The following is a 16,856-nucleotide window of genomic DNA, read 5'->3' on the forward strand; positions in this document are numbered from 1 at the left end:
CTCCGCCTTTCTGGTGAACCGGCCGGTCGGACCCATTCTGGCGGAACGCTATCTGGATGCGTTAACGCGCCACGATGCGCAGTTCACTGCCCGACTCAGCACCCTGCAAACGCTACTGCAGCAGCACGCGTTTGCGCACGTCGATGATTTCCTTGCGGCTTACGGTCCGGACAGTGCCGACTGGCAAACGGCGAAGACCATTATCTCCGCCTGGTACACCGGCGTAGTAGGAAGCGGCAGCGATCTGGAGCTGATCGCCTATGCCGAAGCAATGATGTACCTGCCCACCAAAGATATCCTGGTGGTGCCAACCTATGGCGGCGGGCCGTTCTGGTGGGCGGTAACGGAAGCAGGCAGAGTAGCAACCACAGGAGAAGGCGCATGAGTGCACAAAAAGTTGATGCCGATGTCATTATCATCGGTTCCGGTGTGATGGGCGGTTTGGTGGCGACGCAGATGGCGAAAGCCGGCAAATCGGTGATCATTCTTGAAGCAGGACCGCGCGTATCCCGGCAGGAGATCGTGGAACGTTTCCGTAACTCCCCGTTTAAAATGTCGCTGACCAATATCAAGCTGCAGGGTGTCGGGTCACCGTACCCTAATCCGCCGCATATCCCGTCCACCTACGGTGACTATTTGCAGCAGGTGGGGCCGGTTAAATACCCCACCAAATATCTGCGCGTGGTGGGCGGCACGACCTGGCACTTTGGCTCTGCGCTGTGGCGCATGATCCCGAATGATTTCAAACTGAATAGCCTGTATGGCCGCGGTCGCGACTGGCCATTTGATTATGATGAACTGGAAGCATGGTACGGCAAGGCTGAGCATGAGCTGGGCGTCTCCGGTATGGATGGTCAGGATGAGAGTGGACAGGGCGGCAAAGCCTGGCCGCCGCGATCCACGCCATTCCCGATGCCAGGCCTGCCGACCAGCTATCTGTTTGATCGGCTGACGGAGAAGCTGGGTAAGGGCGGTTATAATCCGGTGCTGGAGCCGAACGGCCGCGCCACAAAACCCTGGGGCAAGCGTCCGGTCTGCGGCGGCAACAATAACTGCAACCCGGTCTGTCCGATTGCCGCGAAGTATGACGGTTCGATGCACATCGACGAAGCTGAACGGCTGGGCGCGAAGCTGCTGGATAACGCTGTGGTGTATCGCATTGAGGCGGCGGATGACGGCAAAATAACCGGCGTCTGGTACAAGAAGCCGGATGGCTCAGAGCACCATCTTACGGCCAGCTACTTTGTTCTGGCGGCCTACGGGATCGAATCGCCCAAGCTGTTACTGATGTCCTCCTCTGAACACTATCCGAACGGCATTGCGAACTCATCCGATCAGGTGGGGCGTAACCTGATGGGCCATACTGGCATCAGCATGAATGTGATGATGTCAGAAGATGTCTGGCCTGGCCAGGGGCCGACCGAACTGCTGGTTTACCTGAATAACCGCGATGGTGCATTCCGTAAAAACTTCCCCAGCTACAAGATTAAAGTGCGCAATACCGTGCCGACTGCGGATTATGCTGCTTCGCTGATCGCGAAAGGGGTGCTGGGCTCAAAGCTGGATGCCGAGATTCGCCGCCAGTCGGCGCGCTCGCTTAACTTTGCAATCGATTTTGAGACGCTGCCGCTGGCGGAAAACCGCGTCACGCCGAGCAAAACCAAAAAGGATGCAATCGGTATTCCGCTGCCGGAGATTTACTACAGCGTGACGGATTACTGGCATGCCGGAAAGGAGGAGGGGCTGAAGGACTTCCATAAGTTTGCCGAGTTGCTGGATGCGGAGATTGTATCGATCGATACCAAATTCCAGGATCGCCAGCACATCATGGGCACGACGATTATGGGCGACGACCCGAAAAACTCGGTGGTTGACCGCGATTGTCGCACCCACGATCACCCAAATCTGTGGATTGCCGGCACCAGCGTTATGCCTTCGGCATCCTGCATGAATCCAACCCTGACCGGTGCGGCGCTGAGCTTGCGTCTGGCGGATCATATGTTACGTACCATGCAATCCGCCTGACAGGCAACGTTTAAAAAAGCGCCGGCGAGGCGCTTTTTTTTTACTTAATTGCCGCGATAGGTCGAATAACCATACTGGCTCAGCAGCAGCGGAATATGGTAATGCTGTACGGTTTTATCGAGCGTGAAGATCACCGGAATCTCAGGGAAAAAGGTCGGCTGACCGGTGCTTTTGAAGTAGTCGCCAGTTTTGAACACAACACGATAGGTCCCGGTCTGAGCCGCTTTGCCCGCAGGGTAGAGCGCCGGTATACGGCCCTGCGCATCGGTAGTCGCTTCTGACAGCTTCACCCATTGATTACCACTCTGCTGATCCAGCTCGACGTTAACGCCTGCGGTTGGCACGCCGGTTTGCAGGTTCAGCACATGTACGCTGATAGGGTTTTTCGCCATGTCGGCCATTGCGCTGCCGGCGCTGAACATCAGGGCGGCACTTAACAGGTAGTGTTGCGGTTTCATCTCATCTTCCTTTTGTTGAAAACGCCGAAAGCATAGATCAATTGGCGGGAAGTCTTTGAAATGACGCTGCAGATGTGAAATTTCCCAGAAGAGCGCGGCAGAGGATTTGCGTCTGCCGCGCGAAGAGTCACTTATTGGCGACCAGCGTGCCTTTCAGGCCATGCGGCTCTGAACGCAGGTATTGCTCCGGCGCTTTCGCCTGCGCGCCAAGCTCAGCAGCGGCATGCCACGGCCAGCGTGGATTGTAGAGAACGGCTCGTGCCAGCGCGATCAGGTCGGCATCCTGCTCCTGCAGTGCCTGCTCAGCCTGCAGTGGCTCGGTAATTAAGCCAACACCAATCACCGGAATATTCACCTCTTTACGAATATCACGCGCATACGGCAGCTGATATCCCGGGCCAACGGTGATCTGCTGCTGCGGCGACAATCCACCGCTGGAGACGTGGATATAGGCGCAGCCAGCCTGCTCTAGCGCCTGGCTGAAGGCGATGGATTGCTGATTATCCCAGCCGCCCTCAACCCAATCGGTGGCAGAGAGGCGTACGCCCACCGGCACCGATTCGGGCACGGCATCGCGTATTGCCTGGAATACCTCCAGCGGGAAGCGCATGCGGTTCTCCAGCGATCCGCCGTACTCATCATTACGCTGATTGCTGAGCGGCGACAGGAACTGGTGCAGCAGATAACCGTGTGCGGCATGCACCTCAATCAGCTGAATGCCAATGCGTACCGCGCGTTTGGCGCTATCAATGAACGCTTGTTTGAGCTGCTGCAGCGCCTCTTTACTGAGTTCCGCCGGTGCGCGGTCCTCCTCGTGAAAGGCCTGGGCGGAAGGTGCCACCGTCTGCCAGCCGCCTTGCTCCGGCGAAAGCTGTGCACCGCCTTGCCACGGCGCAGCGCAGGAGGCTTTGCGCCCGGCATGGCCCAGCTGAATACCGATCGGTAGCGTGGCGTAGCGGCGAATATCCTGCAATACGCTGGCCAGCGCGGCTTCGGTGGCGTCATCCCACAGGCCTAAATCCCCGGGGGAGATGCGCCCAATCGCCTCTACCGCGGTAGCTTCAATAATCAACAAGCCGGCACCCGAAAGCGCCAGCTGACCGAGATGAATCCGATGCCATGGCGTGGCCTGTCCCTCTTCGGCTGAATACTGACACATTGGCGCGATAACAATGCGATTCTCCAGTGACAGCTGACCCAATTTTGTTGCGCTGAAAAGTAAACTCATCTCTACCTCATTCAATGTTAACCCGCATTCTGGATGGGCTAAGTGTAGATGGTTCATCGCGCGGGGAAAGCCAGCCGCAGGATTATGCAATACAAAACAGCATCTAGTTACAACATACTTTTATGAGTGTAACTAATCAGAGCCCGACATCGACTTCAGAGTAGGTTATCAGGTTAAACAGCTACTCAGGCGCGCACCTATGCGCACCTGGAAAGCACAGTGCGGCGCTATAAATTACAGAGGTATTGATAGACTTCGACATCTTTTTGGTCAGGAACAAACCGCTGGCAGCCATGACACTGCTGATACACAGAACGGTACTGCTGCAGTAAGCCCAGTTCACACAGCATCCGTTGCCAGCCCATAGCACCGTAGCATTTTTGCTCGTAGATCTTCTCGCGGATACGTTTCACATCCACACGCAGCAGCGTAGCGCTGAGATCGCTGTAATCAGGATGCTGTTTCGACTGGCCCACTTTTTTGAAGAGAAAGTTACGCACGTAAAAAGGGGCGGCCTTATCTTTAACCTGAATGAATATATCATCCACCTTTTCAACGAAGATGGTGTAGATCATCATCTTCAGATAGAGCATGAACACCAGGTTATCACTGTCTGACTGATGTTTGACGGAGAGCGTTCCCAGCTCCACGGCTTTGCGCCTTCCCAGGTTCAGTGCATTAATCTCTTCACCAAACAATTTCGTACAGGGCATGCGCTTATTGAGGTTGGTGATAACGCTGATGGTGCCGAGAATATCCTGCTCTTTACGAGCCAGAAACAGCGTACTGTTGGGGTTAAGTAAACCTTCGTTATAGAGAAAAAGAGAGCGTTTCTGCTTAACAATGCCGACGCGGCGATACTCCTCATGGGTGACTTCCATTCCCTTTAAAAAATCGAGAAACTCGCGGGCGGGAGCAATCGTAATCGTATCGTCCATCTCATTAAATAACCTGCACACTCTTTGCGTCCTTTCATTCAGTACGCCGTCAGAAATAGCGCTACTAATAACTGATTTCCTTGATAAATGCACTTTTATTTTCACCAGTTCCGTTCTGAGTTAATCTCAATATAATAAATAAAAATTAACTATGGAATTAGTTCGAACTAAAAAATTAGTTTCGTGAAGTAGTAAGACCCGTCGGAAAGTGACCGCAGTAGCGCTGAATGTGGGGAAGTTGAATGTGTGACGTAACCCGTAATTTTTGCAAGGGAATTGATTAATTTGATTTAAGTAAATTGCATAGTAAGAAAACAGAGTGCCCGGCAACCTGGGCCGGGCAACAGGTTACTCTTCGATGCTGCTTAGCAGAGCATTTTGGATGATTCTCTGCGCCCGCAGTGGATTTTGCTCATGCTGCGCCTCCTGCAGCGCCGTAATATCGAGCTTATCAAGCGCGCGGTAGATATGCTTCAGGAAGCGGATGGATAAATTGGCGGCTTCCACGTGATCTTCGCGGAACGGGAACTGGTCAAGCTGCCAGACTCCCTCCCAGTTGTTGATTTTGAGCACGTAGAAAAATTCAAAGATCTCGGTCATGTGAACGGTACCGACCACTAAATCATCATCCCAGCCGCGCAGGTTATCGTTCACGTCCATGCCGAACAGGCGACCACGATCGATAATCAGCTGGGCGGAATCCGCCGGGGATTCACCGGCAAACAGCGCGTGACCGAAATCCAGCAGAACGCCAACGTTATCGAGGCCAATATCCTCAATGCCCAGTAGCGTACGTGCGGCGGAGTCCCATGTCATCTTCACGCGAGGTTCGCGCGGTTTGTATTCGATGGCAAATTTGACATCCGGATTGGCGCTCGCCAGATCGCGCATCCCGTCAACCGCCAGTTTCCACAAATTTTTGTGGTCCACCTGGAACGGGTAATCCCAGCCGTCCTGACCCGGCCAGATTTTGACATAGCTGGCGCCCAGTTCGCGCACCACGCCAGCAGCTTCATGCATTAGCTCAAACGCCTGCTGGCGTATGGCCGGATCCGGATTGGTGAAGGCACCCCGGGAGAAGCGACGCAGGTAGATTTCAGGGGTGATACCAATCGCCTGCAAACCGGCTTCTGTCAGCGCTTCTTTTACCTGTGCAACGGTTACGCCTTCCGTAAAGGGATAGGGCACATCAACATAAGAGAGATCGTCAACCGTTCCGGCCAGGTTGATTTGCTCCAGCGTGCTTAGCGCCGGGCCATACCCGTCAACCGCATAGCGATCAATGTAGTTAGCAAAGTGCCACAGACCAGCGCCGAACTTAGGGTAAGTGTACGAACTCATAAACCATTCTCCTCAGATGATTAAGCAAAGCGGTTGAACTGAATGTACGAATATATATTCGTACATGGTTATATATTCCATTCTGCGCCGTAAGCGCATTCATTCGCCAGCCTGATGCGATGAAAGTGGAAGCGCTATCACACAAAATTCATCAGTCAGAGAGCCGGTAGCGATGTGGCGACCCCACATAGCGGGTCGCCACAAGAGATCAATAACCTGGAACGTGAGCGGCTTTTATGATCAGACCGGCGACGGCTTCAGGTTGCGAGATGAGTGATACGTGGCTGGCATTGAGCTCAATGGTTTGCGCATGCATGCGCTTCGCCATAAAGCGTTCCAGGTCCGGATTGATGGTGCGGTCCTGAGCAGAAACGGCATACCAGGAGGGTTTGGTGTGCCAGGCAGCAGCGGTTGTTTTGGCGGTGGTGATCGCTTTCGCCGCGGGCTGCTGCACGGCGTAGTAGGCTTTAGCTTCGCTCTCAGGCAGATCGCCGGCGAAATCGTGGATAAAAGCCGACTCGCTGAGTGCACCGTAACCATCAGCCTGCCATTTCAGGCCTGCCGAGGCCGGTGCAGGCGCAAACTTTTTCGTCAGCGCCGGATAATCCTCTCCTGCTTCCGGTGCGCGCGCGGCGATATAGACCAGCCCTTTCACCTTCGGCTGGTCGCCTGCCTGACTGATCACCATACCGCCATAAGAGTGCGCCACCAGAATTACCGGACCATCCTGCTGCGCCAGCGCACGCTTAACGGCGGCAACATCATCATCCAGCGACGTCGTAGGATTCTGTACCGCCGTGACGTGCAGTCCTTTAGCCTGCAGCAGCGGAATTACTTTTCCCCAACTGGAGCCATCGGCATACAGACCGTGAACCAGTACAATATTTTTGACCTCCTCCGTAGCAGCAGACGTGGCGGCATGGGCGGCGGCGGTGCTTAATCCGGCTATCAGCAGGGCAGCGATAACAGAGAGATGACGTGATTTCATAATGTACCTCAATATGCACAGTGGATGTATTCAGCACTGTACCGTCTGAGGTCCAACAAACCGCTGACGCGAAAATGACAAAATAGTGACGACGCTGCGCGATACTACGCCGTGCGCCTTGGTGCAAATAGCATGAACAGCGCCAGCACGGCCCAGATCAGCAGTGCAGAAACGGCATCCAGCATGACATAGAGTTGACCGAACGCCACGGAGCCGGCCATCTGGCCGGCGGCCAGCATAAAAAATAGCACGCTGACACCGATCGCTGGCGCTGATGACGTGGCCTGCGCACCCCATACCAGCAGTACGCCGGAAAGCGCCACATAGCCGGCCCCGCCCACAATGACGGCGGGAAAAAACCATCCGCTTTCATGCGAAAAACCGGCGAATACGCACAGCAGCACTATCATGCCGAGCAGTGAGAGCCTGAACACCTGAAGCAGGCCGATTTTTGCCGCCAGCGGCCCGGTCAGCGCGCCAAGAATGCCAGCTGCGCCGGCACTGAGCCACAGCAGACTTATATGACGGGCGCTCACGCCTTTGTGCTGCAGTAGCGCAGGGCCGAATGACCACCATGCCGCGCTGACCACGCCGATCACAAAGGCGATCGCCATCAGGCGCTGTAATGGGCGATGCCGCAGAATATGGCGCAGTGATTCAGTCGCCGGCTGCGGGCTTTTACCCGGAATATAGCGCCACAGCGGCAGAAGAGAGAGCAATGCCAGTGCGCCGAACGCCATGCAGGCCATGCGCCAGCCGCCGGGCAGCCAGGCGAGTACCGGAACGGACAGCATCACGCCGGCACTGGTGCCGGCATTAATGAGCGTATTCATATGCGCCTGTCGCGGAGCGGCAACCTTCAGGCTGACGGCGGCGGCCAGCGAGGGCGAGGAGAAACCTGCGCTCAACCCGGCGATCAGCAGACCGGCGGCCAGCATAAAAGGTGAGGGTGCAACGGCCAGCAGCAGCAGGCCAGCTGCGGCGCAGAGCGCAGAAATCATCGCCGTGCCACGCGGGCCGGCGCAGCGCGTCAGCAGTGGCGCGGCTAACACCGCCAGGCAGTAGGCGGCAAAACTGCAGGCGGAGAGCAGGCCCGCCATACGCGGTGTAAGCGTGATCTCCCGCGTCACATCCGGCAGCATCAGTCCCCAGGCAAAGCGCGCTAAACCGTATGAGATGGCGATCAGCGCAAAACCGGTTCCTCCCAGCGCAGCACAGTTTTTCACGGTTTTTTGCTCCTGTTAAGCAGCATCATCGCCGAAGCTTTGCCTGTTTCCGCCGCGGCGGTCGCGCCGAGCAGCAGCGCCGTGGTTAATACGCCCTCAAAAAGCATCCAGACCGTATCTGCCAGTTCAGCTTCCTCGCGTCCGAACACCGAGGCAACGCAGCGGGCGATGTAATCCCGCATTGCGCGCCTATAGGCCATGGCCCGATCGGCCAGCAGAGGATCTTCGCCTGAATATTCGCCCCACGCTTTCAGAAAGAAGCACCCGCTGGTGCCGTTCTCTCTCATCCACTGCCCCATGACGTCAAACAAATGCGCAATCGCCTGTGGATCGTCCGGTGCACTTAGTAGCGCAAAAAAACGTGCTTCACGTACCTCCATGACCGCGGCGGTAAGTGTTTCACGTGAAGGGAAATATTTGTAGAACGTGCGGGTAGAGACCTTCGCCTCCTGACACAGGCGATCGGTACTGACGGCGTGGAAACCGTTGAGGTAAAACAGCGACTCGGCTGTATTGATGATATCGCGTCTCTTGTCCATGACTTAAAAGTAAACCGATCGTTTTACTTTTGCAAATCCAGGCTGGAAAAGGTGAGGGCAGCAGGATGTTCCTGCTGCCCGGGTTGCTGGTCTCTGCCCGGCGGACAGAGCGTGACGTTTAACGATAAATATCCGCCGTGCCGGAGAGGGTGTTAGTGCCGCCTGCTGAGGTGATACGGAACGATGAAGCGCCCGACATGTTCGCTTTATCCTGCAATTTACTCTCCAGCTCGCTCAGCGTCAGCGCACCACTGGAATCTGATACCGTACCGATTTTGATTAACCCGGCAGGATTTTGGATCTCCTGCGCGGCAAAGGTCATAAAGGATGCGGAAAAGGTGGCAGTAGCCAGAACAGCGATCAGTAACTTTTTCATCATTAACTCCAGTCAGATTAATTTAAGATAATTTTCAGCACGCTTTGTGCATGTGGCTATTTAACCCGTTCAGTGTGTTCCCGATATTTCATAAACCGCGATTTTTGTCACCTAATGTAGACTTAAGCAGTTTTGCTACATGAAGAAATATAATCATCAAAGCACGCCATAACGGGCAGAAATATCGCTACTACAAAAGTTGTTTACGCAGTGGACGGAACGCTTTGCGCATCTCTTCGGAAAATAGCGCTGGCTGCTCCCATGCGGCAAAATGGCCCCCTTTATTCACGACGCTGAAATAATCCAGCGTCGGGAAGGCCGCTTTAGCCCAGCTGTGCGGTGTTTGATAAATCTCTCCGGGAAATACGCTGATGGCGACCGGAACCTTAACGTCCCGCGTTTTCTGCGTCGCCGAACTAAAATTATTGTTGTTATTCTCCCAGTAAAAACGGGCGGCTGAGGTTGAGGTATTCGTCAGCCAGTAGAGCGATAAATCATCCAGGATCTCATCCCGCGTCAGTACCCGTTCAGGATCGCCATGGCTATCGGTCCACTGCGCGATTTTGTCATACGACCACGCGGCCATACCTGCAGGCGAATCATTTAGCGCATACCCAATGGTCTGCGGACGCGTCACCATCATGGCGCCATAAGCGGCATTGCGCGTGAAAAAATGGCTCAATGTCGTAAAGGCTTTCTGTTCATCAGCGGCGAGCGCCACAGGAGAAGGTAAGCCTTCGTTGATCGCAGTAATCAGCTCACCGGGGACTGCAGCGGGCATGGTCAGATGAATACCCAGCAATCCCTGTGGTGCCTGGCGCCCCAGGACATTGGAGATAACGGAGCCGTGATCGCCACCCTGCGAAACATATTTTGTATAACCTAAACGTTTAACCAGCGTATCCCACATACGCGCCACGCGCGCCGGGTCCCAGCCTGTATCATGCGGCCGTTCAGAAAAACCATATCCTGGAATGGAGGGGATAATAACGTCAAACGCATCGTCTGCCGTGCCGCCCCAGGCTGTCGGATCGGTGAGCGGTTTAATCACCTTCATAAATTCCAGAATAGACCCCGGCCAGCCGTGTGTCAGGATCATCGGCATGGCATGCGGGTGACGCGAGCGGACATGAATAAAGTGCACCGATAATCCATCAATCCGGGTAATAAACTGCGGCAGACTATTCAGGTGACTCTCAATTTTACGCCAGTCGTAGTCCTCGCCCCAGTAATTTACCAGTGCACTTATTTTACTCAGCTGCAATCCCTGGGACGCATCGTTTACCGTCTCTTTATCAGGCCAGCGTGTGCGCTGCAGACGATATTTCAGATCCGCCAAATCTGCATCAGGAATAGCAATTCTGAAAGGATGGATATTATTATCGCTGAGTATTCGCGTGATATTTTCGGCGGCCGTGGCGGTGCGCCCGGCCAATCCCAACGCCAGCGTGCCCAGCGCTGAACCGATAATAAGATTTCTGCGGCTAATTCCGGATTTTGTATGATCATCTGCAGACATAGATTTACCTCATGGTTTCATGAAATCGGCTGAATAATATTTAAAGATGGGGCAGTCGTTATTTTGCGTCTGCCGCTTCGCGGATAATCTGTGCCACGCTATCCGGCTGGCTCAGCATCGAAACATGACTGGCGGCAACTTCACGGGTGTGCGCATGTATCTTCTGCGCCATTGCGCGCTCGAGGCTGGGATTGATCATGCGATCCTGCTGGCTCACCAGGTACCAGCTCGGTTTTTGTGCCCAGCTTGCCTGCGTCACTTTATCGCCGAAGGCAGCGGCGCGGATCGGACCCTGCGTAACGGCCAGCAGTTTCTGTTGCGCAGCCGGCAGGTCTGGCGCAAAGTTTTTGCCAGCCCTTCGGGCGGGAGATAGAGGAAGCCGTCACCGGTTTTCGCCAGGGCGGCGCTGCCCGGCGGTGCAGGATAGCTGTCCGCCAGTTCGGCGGTGGATTGGCCTTTATCGGGGGCGAAAGCAGCGACATACACCAGCGCTTTAACCTTTTTATCCTGGCCGGCTTCGGTAATTACAGTTCCGCCCCATGAGTGCCCGACCAGCACCACATCACCCTGCGCCCGGGCGATTGCGCGTTCGGTCGCGGCAACATCATCTTTGAGTGAGGTCAGCGGTAGCTGGACGGCAATAACCTGGTAATTATTGGCCTGCAGTTTAGGGATGACGCGATCCCAGCTGCTGCCGTCAGCGAATGCGCCGTGCACCAGCACCACGGTATGCGGCGTTGCGGCATGCGCGAACTGCGCGACAGAGAGGGCCAGCAGGCCGGCGGAGAAATGTCGGACTAATCTTTTCATCGTGAACCTCATAACGGTGGATAAACGTCTGCCCGCTGGCAGTACGCTTATTTAACGCACCCTATGTGTTCAGTGTGTTTCCGGCAGCGCCGGTTTTTGTCGGTTTATATGTGTCAGCTACGCATTGATACATTACGGTACACAACGATGAATTCAGGAGGAGGCGTACTTATCCATCAGATCCACCATTGCCCCCGCGTGTGCATCCACATGGCGGATATAGCGCATCACTGTTTCCGGCTTCTTCCATGTTCCTTCCTGCATTATCTGCGCGGTACTGTACTTTTTCAGCGCCATATCAATAGCGGCACCGACGCGGGTACTGTGTCCGGACCAGCCGCGGTAGCGATTTTTATTCGGACGCGCATCCTTGCCGGGACCGGCTTCACGCCAGGCTCTGGCAAAAATATCCTCCAGCGCCCGGGTGGAAAGAGGATTGAGCAGTGCGACGGTGGCGCGGTTCGAGCGGTGTACCGGACCAAACAGGAACGCATCTGGTTCAGCAATAAGGCCTGACAGCGTGATCCACTCGGTGAGCCGTTGCGAGGAGAGATCGCTCAGGGCTTTAATCAGTCCCCCGGTCATCACAATGGTTTTCGTCCAGGCCACGTCCAGCACAATCCGCCCATCGGCCGTACGCGAGATATCACGCACCCGCAACCGGCCCAGCTCGCTAACCCGGAGTAAAGTTGCATAAGCCACATGCAGGAAGGCTAAATCACGTACCTGCTGCAACCGCCCGGAACCTGACCACTGCGCATCAAGCCTGAGCAAATCACCAATCCGAAAGGGGATAGCCTGACCGGCGCGCTCGCCGCTGATGACCGCCGTGCGGTTGATTTTCTTTACGGCACGAAATACCAGCGGCGAAATATTGGGCGGCACCAGACCGGCATTGCGGTGCAACATGGAAATAAGTGCCGCGTGTGTGCTGACGGTGGAAGAGGCGCGCCCGGATGCCTGAAGCCACAGCAGATAGTCGCGCAGATCGGCCCGGGACATTGGCAGGAATGAGCGCCCATGCTCGCTGGCCCAGCGGCTCCCGGTTCGCATAACGCTAAGGAGCTGTTTCCAGGTGTTATCGGAGAAAGCCTCACGATCCTGAACAAACTCATTCAAACGTTCCGCGAGCAGGATCTCGTCTGCCAGCGTAAGCCCAGCGGCGGGTAATAATTCGGTCATATTGGCTGTAAATCCGGCAGAATAATCCCTGGCGTCGCTACGTGAATTCTGCGCGTTTCGCAGAGGTGCAGCCCTGCAGAATTGGCGTAGCGCTGCCGCAATTATGCGCAATGTTTAAGGTGAGGAGCTTAAGATCGTCATCATACCAGGATCGAGAGCAGGATCCTAACTTCATATAATGCCAATTATATGAAGTCAGAGTAATCAGAGGCGCTCCGGCCATCGTGAAACTGATCAGTAGTGCTGATGATAAACTTAATAGCGCTCGCGTCTGGCTTGAGAGATAGCGGGGGCACCGTCCAAAAACCTGTACACTTTTACAGGGCGTGTCCCACTGTAAAACTGATTAAATAATGCTGCTTTTGTATCATTTGTCATCTGCGAGGTTCACACTGGTTGTCTAGCCGGGTGAAACCCGGACAACTTACCCCACAAGGGGGACAAATATGTCTTATCACACTACAGATACCGTCTGCGGATTGGCCGGTATTCTGCCCACCACGCTTCGGAACTGGCGCCGAGCCGGACTGATAGCAGCACCCGATAAAGAGAAAGGTTACGGCCCCAGCCAGATTACCCGCATCCTGACCATCCTGGAGATGAGCGCCGAAGGCGATACGCTCGGTGAGATCCGTTTACGCCTGTTTGGCCGGGCAAGCACGATGCAGAGCGGCTGGGAGTGCCGGCAGGAGGAGCTGATCGCCCAACTGTTCCATCCCAGCGATACGCTGCTACAAAATCGTATCCGGCAGGTCGGTACTGATTACAGCGGCGACGATTTTGTTAACCGCTACCTGCGGCCGCTCAACCTTTGGCTGCGTACAGACAGCAGTGAAGGGGCGGCACAGCGTCAGGATCGGTTTCATCAGGCAGTGCTATTCCACGCCAGTAAAGTGATTGATGCTGCTCACCGGCGTAAGACTGTGCCGCTGTTTCTGGAAGCGGTCAGCGTCACTGACCCGACCGAAATCTGGATGGAAGCCATTCGTCTGACCGGACAAGGCTGCCGGGTAGAAGTGTCATCCGAAGCAACCGGCGTTCCGGCGAATCCGCAAAAACATTACGAGCATCATCTGATGTGGTGCGGTGCCGGTATTTCACAGCTGATGTTCTGGAACTACCGTCACAGACTGCGCGACGGATTGCCTGCGTTACTGGGCGGACCCGATCAGACCATGGTCACCGCCGCCTGAGTGTGATGCGCGTTCAGGTGAGCGCATAATTTACATTACTCCCTTCATGCTGAATATCGCCGTGGAAACAAGAGCATGGCGATAATTTTCATATCTTATCTATAATTTTATACACCCTTTTGAATCCTTTTCAGAATAATATTCCGGCATATTCCCCGTTGCAGCCTACAGTAAAGAAGAGGCTGTCATTAAACTGAAACGGAGGAGGGTAATTTGCCTATTCAGCACGATGGGAAAGGCTACGTTATTATTGGCGAAGCGGCACTGAGTCTCGCGCTGAGTGATAGAAAGATTAGCGTTCAGTCGTTGATTCATGAGCTGGAATATATGCACAAAGCCGGCGGCAGCACGGCCCGGCTGCAGGAGATCGCCGCTGCCCGCACTTGGCTGGAAAGTTTTACGGAGCCGGAGCAGGCCATCCGCCAGGTGCCTTATCTGCATACCCTTGCAGGTCTCAACGACGAAATGAACTGATACTGCGACAAAACCACACACCGGCGAAAGGCATAAAAAAGGCGGCCCTGGGGCCGCCAAAAGCCTCAATATGTGGTTGATATTGAGGAAGCAGTGGCATTGCTTTGTAACACGGTTACCCCTTTACACCGCCTGCGGTCAGGCCGCTGACCAGCCAGCGCTGCGCCAGCAGAAACACCAGTGTAATAGGAATTGCAGAGAGCACAGCCGCGGCGGCAAAATCGCCCCACAGATAGTTCTGCGGGTTAAGATACTGCTGCATACCGACTGCCAGGGTATAGCTGTTAACGTCACGCAGCAGTAGAGAAGCGACCGGCACTTCTGTCACCGCGGCGATAAACGCCAGAATAAATACCACCGCCAGGATTGGCACCGAGAGCGGCAGTAGCACCAGACGAAACGCCTGCCACGGTGTCGCGCCATCCAGCGCGGCGGCCTCTTCCAGCGATCCATCGATGGTTTCAAAATAGCCTTTAATCGTCCAGACATGCAGCGCGATCCCGCCAAGATAGGCGAAGATCACCCCGCCATGGGTATTGAGCCCAAGAAACGGGATGTACTGTCCCAGTCGATCAAACAGCGCATAGAGCGCCACCAGCGACAACACTGCCGGGAACATCTGGAAAATCAGCATGCCTTTTAACAGGCTAGCGCGACCAGCGAAGCGCATACGGGCAAAAGCATAGGCGCAGGTTGTTGAAAGCGCCACAATCCCCAGCGCACTGATGGCCGCTATTTTCACCGAGTTCCATAACCACAGCAGCACCGGGAAGGGCGGTGGCGTGACGCGACCATCGGGATGCGTGACGCTGAACCCCAGCGCCAGCCGCCAGTGCTCCCACGAGATCTGCTCCGGGATCAAGCTGCCGGTGGCGAAATTACCGCTGCGCAGCGAGATAGCGATCACCATCAGCAGCGGGAAGAGAATCGCTGCAATAAACAGCAGCAGCACCAGATGCGTCAGCAGCAAACGCAGCTTCTGCGATTTGGGTTGAACCATGGCCATAACGTCTCCTTAATCAAACTTCATCCGCACCACTTTCAGATTGATCACCGCCAGCGCGCCCACCAGCAGGAAGATCAGCGTCGCAATCGCGGCCGCAAGGCCAAAGTCCTGTCCGCCTCCGCCCTCAAAAGCGATACGCCACGTATAGTTCACCAGCAGATCGGTATAGCCGGCCGGCGTGGTGGTGCCGAGGCGATCGGGGCCGCCGTTGGTCAGCAGCTGGACCAGTACAAAGTTATTAAAGTTAAAGGCAAAGCTGGCAATCATCAGCGGCATAAGCGGCTTCAACAGCAGCGGCAGCGTAATCAAAAAGAAGTTCTGCAGCGGGCCTGCGCCGTCCATTGCTGAGGCTTCATAGAGATCATCCGGGATCGCTTTTAACAGCCCCATGCAGAGGATCATCATGTAGGGATAGCCCAGCCAGGTGTTAACCATCACCAGCATGGTGCGCGCCAGTGTGGGATCGCTAAACCAGGCGGGCTTGAAGCCGAACAGCGCATTGAGCATGACGTTGATTTCGCCAAAGCTCTGGTTAAACAGCCCTTTGAAAATCAGGATGGAGATAAACGCCGGCACGGCGTAGGGCAGAATCAGCATCACGCGATAGATCGCTTTGCCCCGCAGCGCTTCCCACTGCACCAGACAGGCCAGCACCATGCCAACGGCCACGGTCAGCACCACGGTGAGCAGTGAGAACAGCAGCGTCCAGCCAAAAATCGCCAGGAAGGGTTTCTGAATCCCTTCGTCAGTAAAAACGCGGGCAAAGTTTTTCCAGCCGGCGCTGACCGTAAAGCCCGGGCTCAGCTGCTCGCTGTCCCAGCTGCCGTCGGCATTAAGACGTTGATAGAAACCGCTTGAAGTATTGGCCCGGTAGTGCGCGCCGCTTTGCTGATTTTTCAGCGTGCCATCCTGCTCCAGCACATACAGCGGACGCGTACCGGAAAACTGCCGCAGCGAACTCATCACCAACTCCCGGCCATCCGGCAGCCGGGCGCGCAGTTGTGCCAGCGCCTGACGATGGGTGGTGATCACCTTCAGCGTGGCGCGTGCTCCTGTCGGCTGTGCGCCAGGCGCCAAATCGAGCTGCTGCGCGCCACCAAAGGCAAAGGGCGGGGAGATAAATGTCTCAGCGCCGTTGTTAAGCATCAGCTGCCAGCGATCGCCTGCCGGATAGAGTGCGAAGTTCATGCCGGCACCGTCCTGATACTGACGGCTGAGCAGCACCTCCTGTGCACGGGCCTGGCTTAGCTGGTTAGTGCTGCTGTAGTTGGTAAACGCAATAGCCACCGTACAGGCCAACGGAAACAGTACAAACAGCGCCATCCCGGCGAGCCCGGGGTAGACATAGCGCCAGGCCCAGGCCCGGCGGTTGGCGTAGACCCAGATCCCTGTCGCGCTGACGATCAGCGTCACCAGCGCAAACAGATACTCCCCCTGCGCATACATCAGCACCAGCAGGTAGCCGACCAGCAGACAGCAGATCCCGATAAGCACGCTGCGCAGCACCAGGCCGGACGCGCTCTTTTGCGGTATTCCTGACATGATTCGGTTTT

At 55.5% G+C, this 16,856-nt stretch carries 16 protein-coding genes and 1 pseudogene; 4 read left to right on the top strand and 13 right to left on the bottom strand.

What is annotated here, in order from left to right; genetic code table 11:
- A partial coding sequence (locus HA48_RS17015; RefSeq protein ID WP_128602378.1) for a sugar dehydrogenase complex small subunit occupies nucleotides 1-385 on the top strand: 385 nt, incomplete at its 5' end.
- Complete coding sequence (locus tag HA48_RS17020) at nucleotides 382-2,025, top strand: GMC family oxidoreductase (protein WP_128602379.1); 1,644 nt, start codon at nucleotides 382-384, stop codon at nucleotides 2,023-2,025. The genes HA48_RS17015 and HA48_RS17020, both read left to right, overlap by 4 nt.
- Before the next feature lie 44 nt (nucleotides 2,026-2,069).
- On the opposite strand, the gene uraH is transcribed toward HA48_RS17020, so the two are convergent.
- From uraH to HA48_RS17075, 11 genes and pseudogenes are all read right to left on the bottom strand, one after another.
- Entirely contained in the window at nucleotides 2,070-2,483 is a 414-nt protein-coding gene (gene uraH / locus HA48_RS17025) for a hydroxyisourate hydrolase (protein ID WP_128602380.1), read from the bottom strand.
- Between the two features lie 127 nt (nucleotides 2,484-2,610).
- Nucleotides 2,611-3,711 carry an NADH:flavin oxidoreductase/NADH oxidase gene (locus HA48_RS17030; RefSeq protein ID WP_128602381.1) on the bottom strand — a complete coding sequence of 367 codons (1,101 nt, stop codon included), beginning with the start codon at nucleotides 3,709-3,711 and terminating at the stop codon, nucleotides 2,611-2,613.
- A gap of 227 nt (nucleotides 3,712-3,938) precedes the next feature.
- On the bottom strand, nucleotides 3,939-4,649 hold the full coding sequence (locus HA48_RS17035; RefSeq protein WP_128602382.1) for an N-acyl amino acid synthase FeeM domain-containing protein: 711 nt from the start codon (nucleotides 4,647-4,649) through the stop codon (nucleotides 3,939-3,941).
- A 348-nt stretch (nucleotides 4,650-4,997) separates the two neighbouring features.
- A complete protein-coding gene (locus HA48_RS17040; RefSeq protein ID WP_128602383.1) occupies nucleotides 4,998-5,990 on the bottom strand; it encodes a sugar phosphate isomerase/epimerase family protein in 993 nt (330 codons plus the stop codon).
- Between the two features lie 208 nt (nucleotides 5,991-6,198).
- Complete coding sequence (locus HA48_RS17045; protein ID WP_128602384.1) at nucleotides 6,199-6,978, bottom strand: alpha/beta fold hydrolase; 780 nt, start codon at nucleotides 6,976-6,978, stop codon at nucleotides 6,199-6,201.
- Between the two features lie 104 nt (nucleotides 6,979-7,082).
- Nucleotides 7,083-8,204 carry an MFS transporter gene (locus HA48_RS17050; protein ID WP_128602385.1) on the bottom strand — a complete coding sequence of 374 codons (1,122 nt, stop codon included), beginning with the start codon at nucleotides 8,202-8,204 and terminating at the stop codon, nucleotides 7,083-7,085.
- On the bottom strand, nucleotides 8,201-8,743 hold the full coding sequence (locus HA48_RS17055; protein ID WP_128602386.1) for a TetR/AcrR family transcriptional regulator: 543 nt from the start codon (nucleotides 8,741-8,743) through the stop codon (nucleotides 8,201-8,203). Before HA48_RS17055 ends, HA48_RS17050 begins: the two co-directional genes overlap by 4 nt.
- Before the next feature lie 118 nt (nucleotides 8,744-8,861).
- Nucleotides 8,862-9,119, bottom strand: coding sequence for a YdgH/BhsA/McbA family protein (locus HA48_RS17060; protein WP_128602387.1), 258 nt, complete (start codon nucleotides 9,117-9,119; stop codon nucleotides 8,862-8,864).
- Nucleotides 9,120-9,309: 190 nt separating this feature from the next.
- On the bottom strand, nucleotides 9,310-10,638 hold the full coding sequence (locus tag HA48_RS17065; protein WP_128602388.1) for an epoxide hydrolase family protein: 1,329 nt from the start codon (nucleotides 10,636-10,638) through the stop codon (nucleotides 9,310-9,312).
- 58 nt (nucleotides 10,639-10,696) lie between these two features.
- A pseudogene (locus HA48_RS17070) lies at nucleotides 10,697-11,448 on the bottom strand (alpha/beta fold hydrolase).
- Nucleotides 11,449-11,601: 153 nt separating this feature from the next.
- Nucleotides 11,602-12,630, bottom strand: a complete 1,029-nt coding sequence (locus HA48_RS17075; RefSeq protein ID WP_128602389.1) for a tyrosine-type recombinase/integrase — start codon at nucleotides 12,628-12,630, stop codon at nucleotides 11,602-11,604.
- 446 nt (nucleotides 12,631-13,076) lie between these two features.
- On the opposite strand from HA48_RS17075, the gene HA48_RS17080 reads away from it, so the two are divergent.
- Both HA48_RS17080 and HA48_RS17085 read left to right on the top strand, forming a co-directional pair.
- On the top strand, nucleotides 13,077-13,823 hold the full coding sequence (locus HA48_RS17080) for a MerR family transcriptional regulator (RefSeq protein WP_128602390.1): 747 nt from the start codon (nucleotides 13,077-13,079) through the stop codon (nucleotides 13,821-13,823).
- 213 nt (nucleotides 13,824-14,036) lie between these two features.
- Entirely contained in the window at nucleotides 14,037-14,297 is a 261-nt protein-coding gene (locus HA48_RS17085; RefSeq protein WP_128602391.1) for a hypothetical protein, read from the top strand.
- Between the two features lie 115 nt (nucleotides 14,298-14,412).
- On the opposite strand, the gene malG is transcribed toward HA48_RS17085, so the two are convergent.
- Together malG and malF are read right to left on the bottom strand one after the other, a co-directional pair.
- Entirely contained in the window at nucleotides 14,413-15,303 is an 891-nt protein-coding gene (gene malG / locus HA48_RS17090; protein WP_128602392.1) for a maltose ABC transporter permease MalG, read from the bottom strand.
- A 9-nt stretch (nucleotides 15,304-15,312) separates the two neighbouring features.
- Nucleotides 15,313-16,845 carry a maltose ABC transporter permease MalF gene (malF, locus tag HA48_RS17095; protein WP_128602393.1) on the bottom strand — a complete coding sequence of 511 codons (1,533 nt, stop codon included), beginning with the start codon at nucleotides 16,843-16,845 and terminating at the stop codon, nucleotides 15,313-15,315.
- Nucleotides 16,846-16,856 lie beyond the last annotated feature (11 nt).

Source organism: Pantoea wallisii, from assembly GCF_002095485.1.
GTDB lineage: Bacteria > Pseudomonadota > Gammaproteobacteria > Enterobacterales > Enterobacteriaceae > Pantoea > Pantoea wallisii.